The 19,826-nt window shown below is 66.0% G+C and carries 18 protein-coding genes; 9 read left to right on the top strand and 9 right to left on the bottom strand.

Annotated features, from left to right (window positions below; genetic code table 11):
- Nucleotides 1–124 precede the first annotated feature (124 nt).
- Nucleotides 125–1,120, bottom strand: coding sequence for a PrsW family intramembrane metalloprotease (locus CU_RS00520; RefSeq protein ID WP_407919464.1), 996 nt, complete (start codon nt 1,118–1,120; stop codon nt 125–127).
- The gene (locus CU_RS00515; RefSeq protein WP_231837694.1) at nt 1,120–1,848 is read right to left on the bottom strand and encodes a hypothetical protein; all 729 of its coding nucleotides are present in this window, start codon (nt 1,846–1,848) and stop codon (nt 1,120–1,122) included. Before CU_RS00515 ends, CU_RS00520 begins: the two co-directional genes overlap by 1 nt.
- A 140-nt stretch (nt 1,849–1,988) precedes the next feature.
- Here CU_RS00515 and CU_RS00510 point away from each other — a divergent pair, with 140 nt between their 5' ends.
- Nucleotides 1,989–4,025, top strand: coding sequence for a M13 family metallopeptidase (locus CU_RS00510; RefSeq protein WP_012359366.1), 2,037 nt, complete (start codon nt 1,989–1,991; stop codon nt 4,023–4,025).
- Between the two features lie 9 nt (nt 4,026–4,034).
- On the opposite strand, the gene CU_RS00505 is transcribed toward CU_RS00510, so the two are convergent.
- Together CU_RS00505 and CU_RS00500 are read right to left on the bottom strand one after the other, a co-directional pair.
- Nucleotides 4,035–4,868, bottom strand: a complete 834-nt coding sequence (locus CU_RS00505) for a VOC family protein (RefSeq protein ID WP_012359365.1) — start codon at nt 4,866–4,868, stop codon at nt 4,035–4,037.
- Entirely contained in the window at nt 4,868–5,221 is a 354-nt protein-coding gene (locus CU_RS00500) for an RNA-binding S4 domain-containing protein (RefSeq protein ID WP_012359364.1), read from the bottom strand. The genes CU_RS00505 and CU_RS00500 overlap by 1 nt, the downstream gene beginning before the upstream one ends.
- 99 nt (nt 5,222–5,320) lie before the next feature.
- On the opposite strand from CU_RS00500, the gene CU_RS00495 reads away from it, so the two are divergent.
- Entirely contained in the window at nt 5,321–7,573 is a 2,253-nt protein-coding gene (locus CU_RS00495; RefSeq protein WP_012359363.1) for an NADPH-dependent 2,4-dienoyl-CoA reductase, read from the top strand.
- Between the two features lie 2 nt (nt 7,574–7,575).
- Here the strand turns inward: CU_RS00495 and CU_RS00490 are convergent, their stop codons facing one another.
- The gene (locus tag CU_RS00490) at nt 7,576–8,262 is read right to left on the bottom strand and encodes a DNA-3-methyladenine glycosylase I (RefSeq protein WP_012359362.1); all 687 of its coding nucleotides are present in this window, start codon (nt 8,260–8,262) and stop codon (nt 7,576–7,578) included.
- A 379-nt stretch (nt 8,263–8,641) separates the two neighbouring features.
- On the opposite strand from CU_RS00490, the gene CU_RS00485 reads away from it, so the two are divergent.
- Nucleotides 8,642–8,998, top strand: coding sequence for a hypothetical protein (locus tag CU_RS00485; RefSeq protein WP_012359361.1), 357 nt, complete (start codon nt 8,642–8,644; stop codon nt 8,996–8,998).
- 110 nt (nt 8,999–9,108) lie between these two features.
- Nucleotides 9,109–11,724, top strand: a complete 2,616-nt coding sequence (locus tag CU_RS00480) for an ATP-dependent helicase C-terminal domain-containing protein (protein WP_012359360.1) — start codon at nt 9,109–9,111, stop codon at nt 11,722–11,724.
- Nucleotides 11,725–11,788: 64 nt separating this feature from the next.
- On the opposite strand, the gene CU_RS00475 is transcribed toward CU_RS00480, so the two are convergent.
- Nucleotides 11,789–12,553, bottom strand: coding sequence for a PspC domain-containing protein (locus CU_RS00475; RefSeq protein WP_148264189.1), 765 nt, complete (start codon nt 12,551–12,553; stop codon nt 11,789–11,791).
- Nucleotides 12,554–12,717: 164 nt separating this feature from the next.
- Here CU_RS00475 and CU_RS00470 point away from each other — a divergent pair, with 164 nt between their 5' ends.
- Both CU_RS00470 and CU_RS00465 read left to right on the top strand, forming a co-directional pair.
- Entirely contained in the window at nt 12,718–14,046 is a 1,329-nt protein-coding gene (locus CU_RS00470) for an ATP-binding protein (RefSeq protein WP_231837693.1), read from the top strand.
- On the top strand, nt 14,046–14,792 hold the full coding sequence (locus tag CU_RS00465) for a LuxR C-terminal-related transcriptional regulator (protein ID WP_012359357.1): 747 nt from the start codon (nt 14,046–14,048) through the stop codon (nt 14,790–14,792). Before CU_RS00470 ends, CU_RS00465 begins: the two co-directional genes overlap by 1 nt.
- Before the next feature lie 60 nt (nt 14,793–14,852).
- On the opposite strand, the gene CU_RS00460 is transcribed toward CU_RS00465, so the two are convergent.
- Nucleotides 14,853–15,140 (bottom strand): GlsB/YeaQ/YmgE family stress response membrane protein, encoded by a 288-nt coding sequence (locus CU_RS00460; protein WP_012359356.1) that lies wholly within the window; start codon nt 15,138–15,140, stop codon nt 14,853–14,855.
- A 63-nt stretch (nt 15,141–15,203) separates the two neighbouring features.
- Complete coding sequence (locus tag CU_RS00455) at nt 15,204–15,665, bottom strand: DUF488 domain-containing protein (protein WP_012359355.1); 462 nt, start codon at nt 15,663–15,665, stop codon at nt 15,204–15,206.
- Nucleotides 15,666–15,732: 67 nt separating this feature from the next.
- Between CU_RS00455 and CU_RS00450 the strand changes: the two genes are divergently transcribed.
- A complete protein-coding gene (locus CU_RS00450) occupies nt 15,733–16,053 on the top strand; it encodes a hypothetical protein (protein ID WP_012359354.1) in 321 nt (106 codons plus the stop codon).
- Nucleotides 16,054–16,066: 13 nt separating this feature from the next.
- On the opposite strand, the gene CU_RS00445 is transcribed toward CU_RS00450, so the two are convergent.
- Nucleotides 16,067–16,558 (bottom strand): hypothetical protein, encoded by a 492-nt coding sequence (locus tag CU_RS00445; RefSeq protein ID WP_012359353.1) that lies wholly within the window; start codon nt 16,556–16,558, stop codon nt 16,067–16,069.
- Between the two features lie 49 nt (nt 16,559–16,607).
- On the opposite strand from CU_RS00445, the gene CU_RS00440 reads away from it, so the two are divergent.
- Nucleotides 16,608–17,165, top strand: coding sequence for a gamma carbonic anhydrase family protein (locus CU_RS00440; protein WP_012359352.1), 558 nt, complete (start codon nt 16,608–16,610; stop codon nt 17,163–17,165).
- Between the two features lie 177 nt (nt 17,166–17,342).
- The gene (locus CU_RS00435) at nt 17,343–19,820 is read left to right on the top strand and encodes an acyltransferase family protein (RefSeq protein WP_012359351.1); all 2,478 of its coding nucleotides are present in this window, start codon (nt 17,343–17,345) and stop codon (nt 19,818–19,820) included.
- Nucleotides 19,821–19,826 lie beyond the last annotated feature (6 nt).

Raw genomic sequence — 19,826 nt, 5'->3', positions numbered from 1 at the left:
TCTTTTCACATCCGTATCGCACGTAATCCCAAGCACCTTACACCACTGTAATTAACATTCACCCCATTGCTGGGCTATGTTTTCGCGCATTCCGTCGCCGCCCCGGCCAGGGGCTCGACGCTAGCTAGGGGTCGTCGGAAGTGCCCTCGACCTGCCGTAATCCCTTCTCTTCTCGGTAGAAGCACGTGACTAAGGCGGCAACCCCGGTGACCCATACGGCCGCCAATACGAACGGCGCCACCGGGTCCGGCCAGCTGATATTCCACAAGAAATGCAACGCAAAACCGGCAAAACCCCACCCGAAAACCTGCCCACAACGCCATGCTCGGCTCCGTTCCCGTGGCCCCCACAGCGCCCGTCCGATGCCGTATCCAACAAGCCCGCTGAATACCGCGTGCAGACCGATGCCGAAAAGCAGCCGCATGCCGTACACAGAAGCAGCCCCCGTCACATCCGAGGCAGGATGCAGCACGCCAAGGAATAGTGCGTAGAGCGAGTTCTCGTAGACCTCCATGCCGAGGCCCACGAACACCCCGGCCAGCAGGCCATGGTGCGGCCGGTTCCACCAATCTCGGGCAATCCATAGCAGCATCCAAATGCCCAGCGCCTTCGTGATCTCCTCCGGCCAGGCCCCGCCGAAAGCCGTCGAGAAGATGGGCAGGCCAAGCTTCTCCGGAATCTCGCTCGCCGCATCCGCGGCGGTGAATACCGCGAGCACGCTGCTGACACTGGCACCCCACCACAGGGCCATGGCCACCAAGCGCCGAGGCGTGCCCTGGTAGCAGCGCAGGCGGCTAAGCCCCCACCAGGCCACGGCAACCAGAGCAATGGAGATGCCGAGGACGACCAGCAGCGGCAACCCTGGGGGCGACGGCGTCGCAAGCAACAGCGCGAAGATAGCCAGGACCGAGCAGAGCACCGCCAGCAGAATGAAGCAGATATAAACCCCGCCACGCCGAATACGCGGCCCCGTGGCGCTGCCCGGCGCGATGCCGAAGGCTAGACCCAGCTCACCCGTAGATTCGGTGCGTCCCTGTGAGGCCGGCAATGGCAAGGAGCTCCTGTGTGGGGTCGATTCGGCAGGGCTATTGCGCCCCCGGGGTTGCTGTTCCGGCAGCATCATCGGCCTCCCTCCCGCTGCTGTGGGGACGCCTCGGTGGCAGCCTCAGGTCGCAGCTCGGCGGTCTTCAGCAGCTCGTTGACCATCGCCTTCGTGCTATCCACTCCCCGGGCCGTGACCTGCAGGCTGACGAGCGTGCCCTCGCCGTCCCCGCCCTCATCCTCGCGGAAGAACCCGACCGTTCGGCTGAGGTCGGCATCGGAAAACGGGTCGACGTCCTCGCCCTCGTCGTTGGCGGCGGCTACCTCGTAGTAGTCGGTCACCCAGACGTCAGTCACCCCGGTGCGCTCCTTCAGCTCCGGGGCGATCTCGAGTGCGGTCTCCGTGTACCGGACGGGTCGCATGCCTTGCAGATCCGCGAAGTTAATCGCCCGGATCGCCCGGTCCACCGCCAGCGCCTGGTCCTTTACCGAGAGCATGCTCACAACCTCGACTTGGGCGGAGGGGCAAATAAACTCCGGCGCGACCATCGCGTCCTCCGTGATCGGTGCCGCGCAATCGCGCAGCACCCCGAAGTCCAGGGGCCAGTCGGCGAAACTCATCAGGTTTTCATCGAAGGCCTCCGCCGGGTTCGCGTAATGCGCCGGCGCCTCGGCCGTGAGCGCGGCGTTGACCGCCACCGGCCCCGCGAGCCCCACCACGGCCGCTGCTCCCACCGCGGCGACGTAGCGGTTTCGTCGCGCCTTTCCGAACGGCACGCTCGGGGCCGTCAACTGTCTCCGATCCATTTTTTCATCGTAGCCCCCGCCCCAGACACACCCCATGTCCACCAACACTGGTCCGGCGGGCGGCACGGTCGTCGACCGGGGTGACGTCCTAAAAAGAGAAGACGACGCCGTGTCTGCAGCGCGCACTACAGTGGGGGAACATGAGCGAAAAGAAGACAACATCCAGCCAGCCGGAACTGCCGGATAACATCACCGAGGCCGCCGCGGGCGAGACTATTTCGCCTGCTCAGGACCTGTACCGCCACGTCAACGGGCAGTGGCTGGCCAGCCACGAGATTCCCGCAGACCGGGCCGTCGACGGCACCTTCCACCAGCTGCGTGACCAGTCTGAGAAGGACGTCCGCGCCATCGTCGAGACACAGCCCGCCGATTCCCAGATCGGGGCGCTGTACTCCTCCTTTATGGACGAGGAGGGCATCGAGGCGGCCGGGCTCGCACCGCTGGACGCCGACCTGGCCGGAATCAACGCCGCCGCGGACATTCGCGAGCTGGCCATCGAGCTGGGTGAGCTGGACCGCGCTGGCGTCGGTGGCGTGGCGGGCTACTTTGTCGCCAAGGACGCCGAGGGCGATGCCGAGCGCGCCTACCTGGTGCAATCCGGGCTGGGCCTGCCGGACGAGGCCTACTACCGGCAGGAACAGCACCAGGAGACGCTGGCTGCTTACCGCGAGTATGTGACGGACATGCTGGAGCTGTACCTCGCTGAGGGGCGGGCTCTGCCGGGGAGCCACGCGGGTGAGGGTGCCGCGGAGGCCGCCGAGGCAATCCTGCGCTTCGAAACCACGCTTGCCGAGGGTCACTGGGATAACGTGACCAGCCGCGATGCGGATAAGACCCACAACCCGATGGCGGTGGCGGATCTGCCGACAGGCTTCCCCTTCGCGGAGTGGTTCGAGGCCACCGGCATTGCCGCTGGTAGCGCGGCTGCCGAGCGTGTGATCGTGAGCCAGCCGAGCTTCATTGAGCACGTCGCGAAGCTTGCCGGGAGCGTGCCACTGGACGATTGGAAGCTCTGGGCGACCTGGCGCGTGCTGAACTCCCGTGCGCCTTACCTGCCTGCGAAGTTCACCGACCGGCGTTTCGAGTTCTACGGCCGCACCCTGAGCGGTTCGACGGAGCAGCGTGCCCGTTGGAAGCGCGGCCTGGGTCTGGTCGAGGGCGCGATCGGCGAGGAAGTCGGCAAGAAGTTCGTCGCCGAGCATTTCCCGCCGGAATATAAGGAGAAGATGCTCGAGCTGGTGGACTACCTCATCGAGGCCTACCGCGAGCGCATCTCCACCCTGGAGTGGATGACTCCCGCCACCCGCGAGAAGGCACTGGTGAAGCTGGGTAAGTTCCGCGCGAAGATCGGTTACCCGGAGAAGTGGCGGCAGTTCGATGGGCTGGAGTTCGCAGCCGGCGGGGCCGAGCTGCTGGATAACGTGCGGGCGGCCAGCCGATTCAATCACGACTACGAGATCAACAAGCTGGGCAAGCCCACGGATCCTGCGACCTGGTTCGCCACCCCGCAGACCGTCAACGCTTTCTACAACCCCGTGATGAATGACATCACCTTCCCCGCCGCGATCCTGCGCCCGCCGTTCTTCAGCATGGACGCCGACGCCGCCAGCAACTTCGGTGCGATCGGCGCGGTCATCGGCCACGAGATCGGGCACGGTTTCGACGACCAGGGGTCGAAGTTCGACGGCGACGGCAACCTGCATTCCTGGTGGAGCGAGGAGGACCGTGCGGCGTTCACGCAGCTCACGGACAAGCTCGTCGCGCAGTTCGAAGGTCTCGTACCGACCGGACTGAAGCAGCGCGGGGAGACCGCGCACAAGGTCAACGGCTCCTTCACCCTGGGCGAGAATATCGGTGACCTCGGCGGCCTGGGCATCGCCATCGTCGCGCTGCGCCGCTACCTGAGCGACCAGGGCGTGGAGGTTGAGACGCCCGAGGGCCCCAGCGCGGAGTACCGGGAGGCGCTGCAGCACGTCTTCCTGCAGTGGGCGCGGGTCTGGCAGACGGCCATCCGCCCGCAGATGTCCGCGCAGTACATCTCCATCGACCCGCACTCGCCGGCGGAGTTCCGCTGCAACGTGGTCGCGTCGAATACCCCGGAGTTCTACCAGGCCTGGGAGGTCACCGAGGCCGATGGCATGTGGCTGGCCGAGGACCAGCGCGTGACCATCTGGTAGCTACGCGGCCTAGAGGTCGGCGAAGAGGTCGGGCTCGAAGTCCTCGGTCTCGTCCGGGACGTACTCCTCGACCTCGGTGAGGTTCAGCAGCGCGCCCGTGGGATCGGTGATGGTGGCGACCCGGCCGAACTCGGAGTCGAAGGGCTCCCGGATGATCTGGGCGCCCAGCCCACGGGCGGTATCCACCGCGGCGTCGATGTCCGCGACCCCCAGGTAGAGCGTCCACATGGAGGGCAGCTGCATCTCCTGGGTATCCCAGAGGCCGACGAGCGCTGCGCCCTCAAACTCGCCGAGCGCGTAGCGGCTGCCGTCGGAGTTCTTATCGACGCGGATATCCCAGCCGGCGAGCTCGTGGTAGAACTCCAGGGTCTCGTCCCAGCCCTGGCCGACCATGAGCTCGTGCCACACGGGCGTGCCCGGCTCACCCGCGGCGAAGAGTGCGTGCTCATCCGCAGGATTCTTCAGGCCGATGGCCGCCCCGCTGGGGTCGATGACCACGGCCATCTCGCCGCGGTCGGTCTCGCCATCAGTGCCCTCCCCTTCCGGAGCCCCGAGCACCCGCGGCTCCAAGACGGAACGGGCACCAGCGTTGACGGCAGCGTTGTGCGCGACCGTGACGTTCGGCGTGTAGAGCGCCAGCCCCCACATGGAGATCTTCTCCTCCGGGATGGCCCCGATTCCGGCGACGGGCATGCCATTCTTCGTCGCGACGGCATAGCCTTGGCCGTGCTCACGGTATTCCCAGCCCACGAGCTCGGCGTAAAAGCGCTTCGCGGCATCAATATCGGTGGTTGCCAGGTCCAGCCACAGCGGCATGCCTGGTTGCGCCTGCATAGCGGGCATTAGAGATTCCTCCACTTTTCGGGGTCGAAGTCGTCATCAGCGGTGGCTTCATCGAAGAACTCCCCAAGGTCGTCCTCTTCAGCCAGGTTTTCGCTATCGGCAGCACCGCGGCCATTCGCTCCGACCTCTGCGCCGACGGTGGCGCCGGTCTCGGGGTCGGTGATTGTCACCTGGTCGCCGTCTCGCAGGGCCTTGCCGCGGCGGGTTTCAGCTGCGCCGTTAACCGACACTGCCCCTTCGGCGAGGACGTCCTTTGCCATCCCTCCGGTCTCCACGAGGTTGGCGAGTTTCAGGAACTGCCCCAGCCGGATCTCGGCGTCACGGATGGGCACGACAGGTAATTCTTGCTGCATGCTGCCCATCCTACGGTGCCGGATTGGGCGAGTCGTTTTTGCTTTCCTTTTTATTGCATTTGCGCATCTTCGCCAGCCTGCTAGGGCAAAATCAACGACATGACAAGCCCCGCATTCACTAACGCTTCCAGCTCTTCCGCCGATTCTGGTGCGGCGGGAGAGTCCCAGTACCCGACGATGCTTTCGCCCCTCGAGGTTGGCGGCAAGACTTTCCGCAACCGCGTGATCATGGGTTCGATGCACACCGGACTGGAGGACAAGCTCGAGGACGCCCCGAAGCTCGCCGAGTTCTTCCGCGAGCGCGCAGAGGGCGGTGTCGCAGCCATCGTGACTGGTGGCTACCCTCCCGTGCTGGAGGGCAATCTGACGCCTTTTGGCCAGCCCTTTAATTCCCAGGAGATCGCTGACGCCCACCGCCAGGTCACCGAGGCCACCCACGCTGGTGGCGCGCTGGCCATCCTGCAGCTGCTGCATGCCGGCCGTTACGGCTACCACCCGATGGCGGTGTCCGCCTCCGCAACCCAGTCCCCGATCACCCCGTTCCCGGCGCGTGAGCTCTCCGACGAGGAGGTCCGCGCGACGATCAAGGCCTATGGCGAGGCGGCGAAGTATGCCAAGGACGCCGGCTACGACGGCGTTCAGATCATGGGTTCCGAGGGCTACCTGATCAACCAGTTCCTCGCGGAGCGCACGAACCAGCGCACCGATGACTGGGGTGGTTCTGCGGAGAAGCGGATGCGCTTCCCCATCGAGATCGTCAAGGCGGTTCGTGCCGCGGTCCCTGAGGACTTCCTCATCGACTACCGCATCTCCGTGCTGGATCTGGTCGAAGGTGGCCAGACTCAGGAGGAGATCCACGAGTTAGCCCGCCAGCTGCAGGACGCCGGGGTGGACATGTTCAGCTCGGGTATCGGCTGGCACGAGGCGCAGGTTCCGACGATCGTCACTTCCGTGCCGCGTGGCGCCTTCGCCTGGGCGACCGCCGAGCTGCGCAAGGTCGTGGATGTGCCGGTGGTCATCGCTAACCGCATCAACACCCCGCAGGTCGCCGAGCAGCTGTTGGACGGCTCCTTCAACCCGGAGGGTGGCGAGGCCCGCACCGGTGGCGAACCCTTCGGCGAGTTCGTCTCCCTGGCCCGCCCGATGCTGGCGGATGCTGGATTCGTCAACCGGGCTGCGGCAGGCGAGGCAGAGCTGATCAACCACTGCATCGCTTGTAACCAGGCCTGCCTGGACCACACCTTCACCAATGAGCGGGCAACCTGCCTGGTCAACCCACGCGCGGGTTACGAGACGGAGCTGAAGCTGCTGCCAACCCGGACCGCGAAGTGGGTGGGCGTGATCGGCGCTGGTGTTGCTGGTCTGTTCGGTGCCGAGGCCCTGGCGGAACGTGGCCACCGCGTGGAGATCTTCGAGGCCAGCGATAAGGTCGGCGGCCAGTTCCAGCTGGCCATGCGAATCCCTGGCAAGGAGGAGTTCGTCGAGGCGCTGAAGAACGTGCAGGCCCGCCTGGCTAAGCGCGAGGTACCGATCCACCTGGGCTCCCCGCGCACCCCAGAGGAGCTGCTGGAGGCCGGCTTCGACGAGGTCGTGGTGGCCAGCGGCGTGACCCCGCGCATCCCGGAGTTCCCGGGCCTGGCGGAGGCACTACGCGGCGAGGTCGATGGCGTGAGCGCCATGACCTACGCGGAGCTGCTCAGCCGTGAGAAGGAGGCCGGCAAGAACGTCGCCGTCATCGGCGCGGGCGGCATCGGCTACGACGTCACTGAGTTCCTGGTGGAGGACCGGGGCGGCCAGCCACAGTCCATCCGCGAGTGGAACGAGCACTGGGGCGTAACCACCGACCCGGAGGTACGTGCGAACCTGACCCGACCGAACCCGCCGCAGCCGCTGCGCAAGGTCACCATGCTGCAGCGCAAGATCACCCGCATGGGCCGTGGGCTGGGCAAGACCACCGGCTGGGTGCACCGCGCGGCAGTGGCGATGGCCGGGGTGGAGCAGATCGTGGGCGTGACCTACGAGAAGCTGGACTCCGAGGGCCTGCACATCACGGTGCCAGCCCAGGACATCAAGGAGCTGCAGAAGGCTCTGGCCAAGGCGAAGAAGGCCAAGGATACCGAGGAGCTCGCCCGCCTGGAGACCGCCATCCGCGAGGAGCGCAAGGAGCTGGTCATCCCGGTCGACACCGTTGTGCTGTGCACCGGCCAGGAGTCCGTCCGCCCAGACAAGGCCGACGGCACCAGCGACGACGCGGAGCAGAAGGTCCACATCGTTGGTGGCGCGGATGTCGCCGCGGAGCTGGACGCCAAGCGTGCGATCCGGCAGGCAGTGGAGCTCGCCGCCCGCCTCTAGGGCTACTCGGCGTCTGGCTCCGGCACCCGGTCGTCGACCATCCCGATGGCCTGCATCAGCGCATAGCAGGTGGTCGGGCCCACAAAAGTGAAGCCGCGGCGTTTGAGTTCTGCGGCCATCGCCACCGACTCCTCTGACTCCGAGGGCATCTCTGCGATGTGCGCTGGGGGCTGGTGCTCGGCCGGGGCGTAGGACCAGATCAGCACCGGCAGGCCCGCGGGCAGGCGACGCGCCGCCCCGCCCAGGATCTCCCGCGCAGGGTGCCCTTCCGGCAGCTCCTGCAGCTCCGGGTCCTCCCGGAGGGCCACCGTGGCCTCGGCATTTCGGTAGATCGCGGCGTGCTTTCGCGGGTTGCGGATCAGCGCAGGGTCGGCGAGCGCCGCCTCGCGCTGCTCTGCGCTCATCTGCGTGATGCGGGTGGCGTCGAAAAGGAAGAAGTGATCCCTGAAAGCGCGACGCTTGCGCAGAATCGTCGCCCACGACAGCCCCGACTGGAAGCCCTCGAGGCAGATCCGCTCGAGCAGGCCGGATTCCGTGATGATGGGTCGGCCCCATTCCTCGTCGAAGTACTGCCGCTCCAGCTCGGAGCGCGTGGCCCAGGGCGGGCGAACCACGCCGTCGGCGCCGATGATGTTGCCGCGCGCGGTCGCGCCCGGCTGGCGATGGTTGTCAGATGTGTGCTTATCCATAATTCCCCCTCGAGTTTAGGCTGTGCGAAGTATTGGTTCGCCGCTCGTGACCTGTGCCCCGCGCGGCTCGCCATGCACTTCGCTGTGCACACTAGCGGGCGCAGCAGACATCGCCCTCTGCTTAAGGCAGAATTCAGCCCCGCCGCGGGGTTAAATCATTCTCAAACCTGCTGGTCAGGGTTTTCCCATTATCGCTACCTCCGGAAAATTACCCCCGTTTCGATGCTTGCGGAAATGGTATTCATATAGCTAAAATCAGCTCACTATCCCGGGTGCCTCTTCTTGGGTCGCGCTGCCCTACGGTGGCCAACGCAGAGCGCAGCAGGCATCCCTTAAAACGTGATCGAGCAGTTCGCCAGGCAAGCAAAGGAGGGCCACGATGACCACACCGTCGATGAACCGCCCCCGCCCGGCGAAGGATCACCCCGAGAACGACGAGCCCCGCGATACCGGCACCTTCAAGGCCACCCTCCCCGCACTCGGCGGCTTCCTCACCTCCGATGGCCAACCCATCGATCCCGCACCGCAGGATCAACCCGCGCCCCGCGCGACGCTCCCCTTCTACTACGATGGCGAGGACCCGACCCCACGACTGTGGCTCACCGTGACGTCGACCCTCCTGGTGGTCGGGGTCGTCGCCCTGATTCTGGTCGCGCTGCTGCTCTACGTCCTCGGCGACGACGTCATCGGCCCCGCCGACGGCCTGCTCAGCGTGCTGCGGACCTCCGTCCGCTAGGTCCGCCACGGCAAGCCCACGGCAAGGCACTCCACTGCTCTGCCCGGTGACTCCTCTACCTCGGCGCCCGCCACAATCGCGCACCACCGTGGGCTAATTTGATAGGCAGTATGTCTACCAACCCCACCCCTAAGCTGCCCTTTTCCGCTGGCCGCACGTCCCTGCTCAGCGCGCTCGCGGAGTTCGGCGCGGCTGTGGTGCACGCCCCGCCGGGCACGGGCAAGACCACCCTGGCCCCGCAGTTCCTCGCCGATGCTGATCTGGTTGCCCCTGATCAGCGCGTGATCGTGACCCAGCCCCGGCGCGTGGCTGCCCGCTCCGCCGCTGCCCGTCTCGCCGAGCTGCGAGGCACCGAACTGGGCCAAGAAGTCGGCTATACCGTCCGCGGGGACTCCCGCGTATCCAAGCAGACCCGGATCGAGATGGTGACCCCCGGCGTGCTGCTCCGGCGCATGCTGCGGGACCCCGACCTGCCTGGGGTGGGCGCGATCGTCGTGGATGAGGTGCATGAGCGCCACATCGAATCCGACCTGGTCTTCGCCATCGCCGCCCAGCTGCGGGAGTTGCGCGATGACCTGCTGATCCTGGCGATGTCCGCGACGGTGGACGCCCAGCGTTTCGCGAATCTGCTCGGGGTACCGGAGGCGGTGGTGCACGTTCCAGCCCCGATCTACCCATTGGAGATCCACTACGCCGCTGCCGCGGATTCCATCACCCACCGCCGCAGCGATAGCAGGCCTGGCCAGCCCGGTTCCATCGAAGCCTTCATCGCCGCCGGGGTGCGCCGCGCGCTCGCCGATACCGCCGAGGGCGACATCCTGGCCTTCGTCCCGACCATCCGCGGCACCGAGCTGCTCGCCCAGCAATTCGACTCACCCGGGCTTGCCGCCTTCGCGCTGCACGGCCAGCTCAGCCCGAAGCAGCAGTCCGAGATCGTCAACCCGCGCGGGGCCACCAGCGCCAACCCCACCCGCCGGGTCATTTTCGCCACGGACGTCGCCGAATCCTCGATCACGGTGCCGGGCGTGCGCGTCGTCGTGGATACCTGCCTTTCCCGCGTTTCCCGGCGCGATTCCTCCCGCGGCATGTCCGTCCTGGTCACGGAGTCCGCCGCCCAGGCCAGCTGCGTGCAGCGGGCGGGTCGTGCGGGCCGCGAGGGCCCGGGCACGGTGTTCCGCCTAATCAGCGCGGATGAGTGGGCCCGACTGCCGGAGTTTGCCGCCCCTGCGATCCAGACCAGCGACCTCACCGGCGCGCTGCTGGACGTCGCCGCCTGGGGCGCACCCATGGGTGAGGGCCTGGCCCTGCCGGACCCCTTGCCCCAGAACAACGCCGCTGCCGCCGCTGCCACGCTCCGCCAGTTGGGGGCGCTCGACGCCGACGGAACCATCACCGAACTCGGGGAACTGCTGGTCACGCTCCCCCTCGATCCGCGCCACGCCCGCGGCGGCCTACTCGCCAGCCGGCGCGTCCCGGTGGAACTCGTGGCCCGTGTGCTGCAGTTTTTGGACGTCGCCAGTTCCCAGCGTGCCCCAGCCGGCGCGATCCGGGATATCTCGCCGAAGGACCCGGCGGTACGCAGGCTCGTCCGCTTGTTGCAGCCGCACGCCCCACGTGAGCTCAGCGACCCGCTGACCGGGGAGGACGCCATCGCCTACACGATCGCGTGCGCGCGGCCCGATTTGCTGGCCCGGCGCGTTGAGCCTGGGTCGGAACGGGTGCTGACCGTGGGCGGCACCGGGGCAGTGATCCCAAAGAGCATGCCCGGGGTGGATGCGCCGCACAATGAGCAGTGGTTCGCGGTGGCGGATATCGGGCGCAGCGAATCGGCGTCCGCGCGGAAGTCCGGGACGGGTTCGATCCTGCGCTCGGCCATGCCGATCTCCGAGGAGCTGGCCCTGGCTGCAGCCGGTGGCGTCCAAAAGGAAAGGACCGCGAGCTACAGCCTGGAGAAGAAGCGGGTGCAGGCACGGGAGCGGACAATCGTGGGGGCGATCGAGTTGAGCAGCGCCCCGGCCAAGCCCAGCGCGGCGGAGGCGGAACAGGCGGTCTCCGCTGCGATTGCGCAGGCGTCCCCGGAGCAGTTGGAGGAAATGCTGCAGCTCAGCAGCAACGCCCGCGAGCTGGTGAAACGCATGCAGTACTTGCACGACGCCGCAGTAGCCGGGTTCGAACGTGCGTCGGGCTACCCGGATCTGCGGGCGGGGCTGCCGGCGGAGCTGCTGAGCTTTATCGCGGCGGATATTGCTGCCGGTCGGCGGCCGGATGTGGCGAGCCTGCTGCGCGGGCTGATCCCGTGGGATCAGCCGATCGACGAGCTTGCGCCGGAGTCCCTGGAGCTGCCGAGCGGGCGGACGAGGCGACTGACCTACCCGGAGGTGCTGATCGGAAGCTCCGCGGCTGGCGCTGTGAGTGATGCTGCCAGCGTTGCCCCAGGCGACGTCGTCCCGGGGAGCTCCGGCGAGGGGCAGGCAGCGCCAGCCGCGGAACCCCACGCCGAGCCCGTGGTGTTGGCGACGAAGCTGCAGGACGCGTTCGGCCTCACGGAGTCCCCGCGCATTGCGGGCCGGCGGGTGCAGTTCCACCTGCTCTCCCCGGCGCAACGGCCGGTGGCGGTGACCGATGACCTGGGGAGTTTCTGGGCCGGGCCTTATCAGGGGGTGCGCAAAGATATGCGGGGCCGCTACCCGAAGCACGCCTGGCCCCAGGACCCGGCGGCGGGTTAGGGCACAAGAAAAAGGAGCCCCAAAGGGCTCCTTGTACTGCAGCGCAAGCGGTTACCTGCGAGTGCTAGGCCCGGGGCTGATCCCCGTCGCTCGGTTCAGAAGCCTGATGCGCGGTATCACCCGCCGGGTCCTCCGCACCCTCATGTTCAGCCCAGGCGAAGGCCGTGGGGCCCAGGGAGTTCCAGCTCGGTGGCGTCACCGGACCAGCGACGTCGGTGGACGCCGGCCCGCCGGGCGCACCGGCAACAGTTGCCTCAAAACCGGCGGGGTATTTAAAATTTTCCATCACCTGCGGCGGGATTGGCATCCTCTTGTGGAGGAACCAGACCCCCGCGGCACAGACCAGGAGCAGCAACAAGCTACCCACCTGCAGGATCGTGGCGCTCACCATGAAACACAGGGCGAGCACGATGGTGGCGCATACTGCGGTGCGGCGCTCGGCCTTCAACGTGGCCTGCCGTTCCTTGCCGCCCGGGGCAGAGTCCTCGGGAATCTTCCAGTTCAGGAGGCGTTCTACAGCCGGCTGCTCCACACCGCGACGGGGCAGTGCAAGCACAGCGGCCGCATAGAGGGCAACACCGAAGCCGCCCGCGAGAGCAAGAGCCACGAACAGGATTCGGATGAGCAGCGGGTCAACTTGGTAGCGGACCGCGATGCCTTCGCAGACACCGCTGATCCAGGCGCGGGAGCCGTCCTTCTTCGGCAGACGGTACGGGCGGGTGCGCCACATCTCGCTGACCGTTTGAGAGAAGGACACCGACGTGGGTTGTTGGGAACCGGCAGCTGGATGCTCACCGCCGGATTGGTTGCTGTTGGTGAAATTCCTCATGCTTCTAACTCTGCTGATCCAGCCCAAACACACATCGGGGAGAAACCCTGATTTTATCGGCTCAGGGTTCCCACGGGCGAGCCACAGTTCCCTCCCCTCCCCTGGCACAATATCGGGGTTTTACCCTGATGTGGGGCTCCGGGGGACGTGAAATACTGAATCCTATGACCGATACGCCCAACCAGCCACGCAGTGAGCTGCCGCACCCCTACCCCACGTACCGCCGTAATTCGGCGGACCGGGTCCTCGCTGGCGTGTGCTCGGGGTTGGCGGAGCACCTGGGGTTATCCACCCTGCTTATTCGGCTCATCGCGGTTGTGCTCTGTGTGATTCCCCCGGTAGCCCTGGGGTTGTACTGCGGAACCTGGGCGCTCACCGACGCCACACGGGGGACCAAGGCTGTGCGCGCTCGTTCCCACCGCTGGCTACTGCTCCTGGCTGCGGCGGTCCTGGTTACCGCCAGTGTTTCCTTCGACGCAGATGGCGGAATCACGCTCCCAGCCCTGGTCGCGATCCTTGGTGCGGTGTTGGTGTGGCGGACGTACCGCCCCGAGGCTGACGGGGACACGGCAAACGCACCAGGTGACACCCCTAAAATGGCCGGCCCTTCATGGGTGCAGTGGGTATCTCTGATCGGTGGCACGCTGCTGACGCTCGGCGGAGTCGTGCTGCTGGTGTGGCAGCTTCTCGCCGAGAATAATTCGACTACGCCTCAGGTCCTCCTGTGGGCTGTGGTCGCCGCCTTGGCGCTAGTCGTGGGCTTCGGTGTGCTGCTGGTCCCGCTCTGGCTGCGCCTCTGGCGCATGGCATCTGAGAATATGCAGCAAAAAGCCGCCGAAGCCGAACGGCAGCGCATCAGCTCCCGGATTCACGACAGTGTGCTCCAAACCTTGGCGTTGATTCAGAAAAACTCCTCCGAACCCCACACCGTGGCAGCAGCTCGCAGCCAGGAGCGCCAGCTGCGCCAGTGGCTGTTCGGCGAGGGCGAATCCGTGGAAACCACCACCGTCATGGGCGCGCTGCGCGTGGCCTGCGGCGAGGTGGAGGACGCCTACGGAGTGCAGATCCGCCCCGTCCTCGTGGGCGAGGACATCCCCAGCACCCCGGAATCCATCGACCTGGTGCTCGCCGCCCGCGAGGCGATGGTCAACGCCGCGAAACACTCCGGATGCTCCGAGATCAGCGTCTATGCGGAGCTCGGCACCACCCGCATCGAGATCTTCGTGCGCGACCGGGGACCCGGCTTCGACCTCGATCAGGTTCCAACCGACCGCCATGGTGTGCGGGGCTCCATCATCGAGAGGATGGCTAAGGCTGGCGGTAGCGTGGAATTCGACACCACCGGCGGCACGGAAGTTATCCTCACGCTGCCACTGGACCCGAACAATCACCCGAGCCACAGTGGCAGCGAAGCCGATCCCAGCGGACACACCGGCTCTATTGGCCACGCCGGACCCGCCAACAACAGCGATCAGGAGGAAACCCCCAAGTAATGACCGACATCCGCGTCTTTTTGGTGGACGACCACTCCATGTTCCGTGCGGGTGTACGCACCGAACTCACGGGCGCCACCACCGCTGCCGGGGAGACCATCACCATCGTCGGCGAGGCCGAGACCGTCCCCCAGGCCATAACCAAAATCCACGAAACCAGTCCCGCCGTGGTGCTTCTGGACGTCCACATGCCCGACGGCGGCGGGCTCGAAGTCCTGCTGAACACCCTGGACACCGACGCCCGCTTCCTCGTGTTGAGTGTGTCAGACTCCCCCGAGGACGTCATCACGCTCATCCGCGCCGGCGCCCGTGGCTACGTCACGAAAAACACCTCCGGGCCCGAGCTCGTCAGCTTCATCTCGCGGGTCCACTCCGGTGACGCGGTCTTCTCGCCGCGGTTGGCCGGCTACGTGCTCGACGCGTTCTCCTCCGTCGCCCCCTCCCCCGAGGTTCAGGCGCCCTCCCAAGATTTGGGACGCCAGCGCGGCGGCGTCCTGAAAGATGGGGCCGAAAGTACCGAGTCGGCCGGATCGGCGGGCGGGAACCAGCCGAATCTCGACGAGCTGACGCCCCGGGAGCACGAGGTGCTACGGCTGTTGGCGCGTGGCTATACGTATAAGGAGATGGCCGAGCGGCTGTTCATTTCCGTAAAGACCGTGGAGACCCACGTGTCGAACATTCTGCGCAAGACCCAGCAGACGAACCGACGGTCGCTCTCCCGCTGGATGGAACGCAGAAACAGCTGAATCCGGCATAGAAAAAGGAGCCCCGAAGGGCTCCTTGGTTTGGGCAATGCCGGAGGCGGTTTAACGCTTCGGCAGAACCATCTTGAGGATCCACAGGAGGATCACCGCGCCGAGCAGGCAGGTCAGGAAGCTCCAGAACATGCCGCCGGAGTTGACGTTGAACAGGGTGAGGACCCAACCGCCGATGAAGCCACCGACGATACCGACGACGATGTTGGCGATAACGCCCATCTGCGCGTCGGTGCCCATAATCTTCGAACCGATCCAACCTGCCAGGCCGCCGATAATGATCCAGCCGATGAATCCGAGGGCCGGGGTTGCTTGTGCTGCGAGAATCAATGTATCCATGTCCTCCAGTTTGCCAGCTGTCGTAGGATCCTGCCAGAAGTTTTATTTTTCGCTGGAAATAACCTACTGGTCGCGCCGCTCTCGGAGCGTGGCGTTGAGCCACTCCAGTAGTACGATCGCGTGGTTCTGTTCGGTGTCTTTCGCGCCATAGAGCAGCAGCACCCCGTCTTTCGCGGTCTGTTCGGTTTTCGCATCCGAACGGGGTGGCTTGGCGCCGGCCTCCTCGAGTTCCCGCAGCGCGCCCTCAAGGTCCCCGTCATCGAGAGCGTCATCCAGCTCCGTGCGGTAACGGTTGGCAAAGTTCTCAAAGCTCAGCTCGCCCGAGTGGAACTCCTTGCGCAGCTCAGAGGAGGGCGTCAGCTCTTTGGGCCAGCCCGTCAGCGGCAGCTTCTCCTTGGACACTCCCCGTGGCCACAGGCGGTCGACCAGGAACCAGGCGCCCGCCTCGCCGCCACTGCCCTTTCCCTGGTCACTCCCCTTCGAGCCACCGTTGTTCACGACGTCATACACCCGTGCCAGTTCCATCCGCTTGCTTGCTCCTTCCTTATTTCATGTCCTCCCACCACGCTACGTCCGCGGGTAACCTGAGGGCATGTCTATGAATCTGAAGAAGGCCAAGGACGTCAACACTGCCGCTGTCATCGCCACCGGGCTCATCGGTGGCTGGCTCACCGCCCGCGAGACCGAGATCCGCCCGCTCGGTGGCGTGATTCTCGCTGCTGCCGGCGGTTACGCCGCCCGCTCCTGGAACGCCAAGGTTGGCGCGCCCACCGCCGCTGGGCTCACCGCCGGTTACGTCGGGGCCTTTGGCCTCTCCCACCCGCTGGCGAAGAAGATCGGCGCCTGGCCGGCTGTCCTCGCGGTCACCGCAGCATCCGCAGGTGCGGCTCACTTCCTCTCTGACGCGAAGTAAGCCCACCCAGCCCTTAGCTAAGGAGCGCGCCCACCATGGCCTCCGCCATGGTGTCGAGCCCATCCTGCTGCTCCGCCGGGTCCCCGGTGAAGGCCACGGGCTCGGCCGCCACCTCCCACTGCAGGCCGGTGATGATGGAATCCATCGCTTTCTCCGCTCCAGTGGTATCGAATCCACCCCGGATCCACCAGGAGACCGGGGTGCCTTGCTTTTCCTCGTTGACCTGGTAAAACAGGGTGTCGAAGTAGTGCTTCAGCGCCCCGGAGATATAGCCGAAGTTCGCGGTTGTTCCGAAGATCACCGCGTCCGCTGCCAGGAGTTCCGCCTTATCCGGTTCCAAGGCCTGGCGCTCAACCACCTCGATGCGCGGCGCGCCATCTCCCAGCGCCTCGGCGGCCTGCGTGGCAGCCTCCTGGCACTTCTCAATCACCCGCCGGGCAATCGGCCGCACCGTATCCGTCGGGCTGTGGTGCACGATCAGCAGAGTTCGAGTGTTGCTAGCCATGCCCCCATTATGGTCACCCGCGGGCCCGGAAGTGGGCAAGATGGGAACCATGAGCACCGCACCACTGATCCTTCCCTTCCAGGGCGTTCGCCCACGCATCCACGAATCCGCCTATATCGCCCCCGGCGCGACCATCATCGGGGACGTCGAGATCGGCGCCGATTCCTCCGTCTTCTACGGCTGCGTCCTGCGCGGAGACGTCGGACCGATCCGCATCGGGGAAAGGACAAATATCCAGGACAACTCCGTCCTGCACGCGAACCACGACTCCCCCTGCGTCCTCGGTTCGGACGTCACCGTCGGGCACAAGGCCCTCGTCCACGGCTGCGAGATCGGGGACGGCGTTCTGGTCGGCATGTCAGCGACGATCCTCTCCGGTGCCCGTGTTGGTTCCGGAAGCCTCATCGCGGCTGGTGGCGTCGTCCTAGAAAACCAGGAGATCCCGGCGGCGTCGCTGGCGGCGGGGGTACCGGCGAAGGTGCGTCGTGAGATGAGCGAGCAGGCACAGCAGGGACTGGTCGAGCACGCGGGCCGCTACGTCGAGATCGCGAAGGGGCAGCCGGATCCGTCGGAGGCGATCGAGCTCGCCGAGGTGCGTTTCCGCTAGCTACCCCAGCTGTCGCTCACCACCCCGCGTCCGTCCACTCCCCTCGCATCCGCTTGCTCCCACTCATTTTCCGGCCGCTGCCACCGACGTTGCAGGGCTTGGGCAGGACACTTCCTCACACCCCACCAGCGAGCCTTCTTCTGAGTTCGGCCCGGCACCCGATAGCATGAAGGGGCTATGGCCAGCACAGGTGGGAAAAGATTCCGTAACGATATCGAGGGCTTGCGCGGTTTCGCGATCGCCCTCGTGGTGATTTTCCACGTCTTCGTGGGCAAGGTGTCCTCGGGCGTGGATGTCTTCCTTCTGCTGGGAGGTGTGTTTTTCTTTGGCTCCCAGCTCGCGAATGCGCGCAACCCGAAGGGGCTGACGTTCGTTCAGTCGCTCGTGCGCATCATCCGACGCCTCTTCCCGCTGCTCGCGGTAGTCGTCGGCGCGACGTTGGCGGCTGGGCTGCTGCTCATGCCGCGGATCCAGCACCTGCAGCTGGCCAAGGACGCGGTCGGCGCGCTGGCGTACATCACGAACTGGCAGCTGGCGTTTTCCGGCCGTGATTACAACACCGCCAGCTCCACGGTCTCGCCGTTCCAGCACCTGTGGAGCATGTCCGCGCAGCTGCAGATCTACGTCGCATCCCTGATTGCGGTCACCCTGATCGCGCTCATTTTCCGACGTTTTTCCCGTAAGGCCTTGGCTGTCATTCTCACGGCGGTCACGGTGCTTTCCTTCGCCTTCGCGACCTATCAGCACGGCCAGGACCAGGCCGTGAACTACTACCACTCCTTCTCCCGCTTCTGGGAGATCGGGCTGGGTGGCCTGCTGGGCATGCTGATCATGCCGCGTTCCGACCACGGCGAGAAGCCGCCGGCGCCGATCGTGCCGCCGCTGAACACGTGGGTGCGTCAGCTCTTCGGTTGGCTGGGCCTGATCATGATCGCCTCCACCGGCCTGATCATGGATGGTGCCCAGACCTTCCCGGGCCCGGGCACGCTGTTCCCGCTGGTGGGTGCAGTGATGGTGATCCTGGCTGGGCAAAACGGTAAGCCGGTGGGTGTTACCCGCATCCTGGAGAGCCGCTTCATGCAGTTCCTGGGCCGGATTTCCTACGCCCTGTACCTGTGGCACTGGCCGCTGCTGATCATCCTGGTCTCCTACACGGGCTACAACGCCCAGGAGCAGCCATTGTTCGGCGTGGCCATCATCGCAGCCTCGGTGGTCATGGCATGGCTGTCTAATCGCCTGATCGAGCGCCCGCTGCGCCAGACCGGCCGCCCACGCCGCGCGCACGTGCTGTGGACCCCGAGCTACTGGTGGGAAGCCATCCGCGTGTGGCCGAAGACGGCCTACGCGATGGTGATCATCCTGATCGCCGGTGGCGTGGTCGCGGCGGCCCCGGTGGTGGCGAAGAACCAGGTCGAGGAGGGCGAGGAACTCTGGCGCCTGGCGTCGAACGTCGAGAACTACCCTGGCCCGCTGGCCTTCAGCAACGACGCCTTCGTCCCACCCCGTCAGCCCCTGGCCCCACCGTTCGAAGAGATGGGCCCGCTGCTGCCGCCGACGCAGCCGGATGGTTGCCAGATCGGCTTCGAGGAGGATCACCTGATCCTGAAGCGGAACTTCAACCGCTCCGAGGAGGACTGCGCCTACGGTGATTTGAACTCCGAGCGCACGGTGTACGTGATTGGTGGTTCCCATTCCGAGCACTTCATCCCAGCGTTGGACGAGGTGGGCCGCCGCCAGGGTGTGAAGTTCATGCCGATCCTGAAGATGGGCTGCCCAGTCAACGCGAATATCACCAAGTGGGATGGCTCGGACTTCCCGTCCTGCCGTTCCTGGTCGAAGAAGGTCGTGGACCACATCCTGGCCAACCCGCCGACTGAGGGTGTGTGGATGACCGGTACCCGCCCGTCGGATATCGCGGGTAATGGGCCGGAGCAGGTGCCGCCGGAGTACGTGGATCTGGTGAAGCTGTTCACCGATAACGGCATCCACAGCTACCTGATGCGCGATAACGCCTGGCACACCCAGCCAGCAGAGACGGGCGCACCGGTGCCATTCGACCTGCGCGAGTGCGTGGGCGAGATGGTGGACGGTACCCGCACCACCACCGAGCGCGCCCGGAACTTCCCCGGTGTAAGGGACCGTTGGCGCCCGACCCCGGAGGAGATCGAGGAGATCAACGCGGAGTGTGGCACCGCACAGGATGATTCCCTGCTGCCGGAGGATCCGCAGTACCAGGCCTATGCAGGCCTGGACGTGACGCTGCTGGACGTCACCGACGGCTTTTGTAAGGACGGTTGGTGCCCGGCGATCATCGGCAACCTGGTGGCCTACCGCGATCAGCACCACTTCACGAACATCTTCGCCTCCCGCTTCGCGAACGCGATCGAGTACCAGATGTACAAGAAGCCGCGTGGTGCGGAGGGCTCGGAGGATAAGGCCCGCAAGGCGCCGGATGCCACCGCTGGCCAGCCGGGCGCTCCGGGCGAGAATACTCCGGGGCAGCCGGGTGTGGAGGAGCCGGGCGCTGGTCAACCGGACGCCGGTCAGCCTGGCGCTGGATTGGACGCCCCAAGCCCGGATGAGATTGGGCAGCACCCGCCGGTGCAGGCCCCTCCCGTTCCCCAACCCGCTGCGCCGGCCGGCGACTTTTACTAGCTAGGC

Source organism: Corynebacterium urealyticum DSM 7109, from assembly GCF_000069945.1.
Classification (GTDB): Bacteria; Actinomycetota; Actinomycetes; order Mycobacteriales; family Mycobacteriaceae; genus Corynebacterium; species Corynebacterium urealyticum.
The sequence above is the reverse complement of the archived record's forward strand: the minus strand, read 5'-3'. Positions and strand labels throughout refer to the sequence as shown.

Bases quoted from the DNA above. Each gene is read 5' to 3' on its own strand.
- CU_RS00520 (WP_407919464.1), bottom strand. From the start codon at position 1,120: ATGCTGCCGGAACAGCAACCCCGGGGGCGCAATAGCCCTGCCGAATCG.
- CU_RS00515 (WP_231837694.1), bottom strand. From the start codon at position 1,848: ATGGATCGGAGACAGTTGACGGCCCCGAGCGTGCCGTTCGGAAAGGCG.
- CU_RS00510 (WP_012359366.1), top strand. From the start codon at position 1,989: ATGAGCGAAAAGAAGACAACATCCAGCCAGCCGGAACTGCCGGATAAC.
- CU_RS00505 (WP_012359365.1), bottom strand. From the start codon at position 4,868: ATGCCCGCTATGCAGGCGCAACCAGGCATGCCGCTGTGGCTGGACCTG.
- CU_RS00500 (WP_012359364.1), bottom strand. From the start codon at position 5,221: ATGCAGCAAGAATTACCTGTCGTGCCCATCCGTGACGCCGAGATCCGG.
- CU_RS00495 (WP_012359363.1), top strand. From the start codon at position 5,321: ATGACAAGCCCCGCATTCACTAACGCTTCCAGCTCTTCCGCCGATTCT.
- CU_RS00490 (WP_012359362.1), bottom strand. From the start codon at position 8,262: ATGGATAAGCACACATCTGACAACCATCGCCAGCCGGGCGCGACCGCG.
- CU_RS00485 (WP_012359361.1), top strand. From the start codon at position 8,642: ATGACCACACCGTCGATGAACCGCCCCCGCCCGGCGAAGGATCACCCC.
- CU_RS00480 (WP_012359360.1), top strand. From the start codon at position 9,109: ATGTCTACCAACCCCACCCCTAAGCTGCCCTTTTCCGCTGGCCGCACG.
- CU_RS00475 (WP_148264189.1), bottom strand. From the start codon at position 12,553: ATGAGGAATTTCACCAACAGCAACCAATCCGGCGGTGAGCATCCAGCT.
- CU_RS00470 (WP_231837693.1), top strand. From the start codon at position 12,718: ATGACCGATACGCCCAACCAGCCACGCAGTGAGCTGCCGCACCCCTAC.
- CU_RS00465 (WP_012359357.1), top strand. From the start codon at position 14,046: ATGACCGACATCCGCGTCTTTTTGGTGGACGACCACTCCATGTTCCGT.
- CU_RS00460 (WP_012359356.1), bottom strand. From the start codon at position 15,140: ATGGATACATTGATTCTCGCAGCACAAGCAACCCCGGCCCTCGGATTC.
- CU_RS00455 (WP_012359355.1), bottom strand. From the start codon at position 15,665: ATGGAACTGGCACGGGTGTATGACGTCGTGAACAACGGTGGCTCGAAG.
- CU_RS00450 (WP_012359354.1), top strand. From the start codon at position 15,733: ATGTCTATGAATCTGAAGAAGGCCAAGGACGTCAACACTGCCGCTGTC.
- CU_RS00445 (WP_012359353.1), bottom strand. From the start codon at position 16,558: ATGGCTAGCAACACTCGAACTCTGCTGATCGTGCACCACAGCCCGACG.
- CU_RS00440 (WP_012359352.1), top strand. From the start codon at position 16,608: ATGAGCACCGCACCACTGATCCTTCCCTTCCAGGGCGTTCGCCCACGC.
- CU_RS00435 (WP_012359351.1), top strand. From the start codon at position 17,343: ATGGCCAGCACAGGTGGGAAAAGATTCCGTAACGATATCGAGGGCTTG.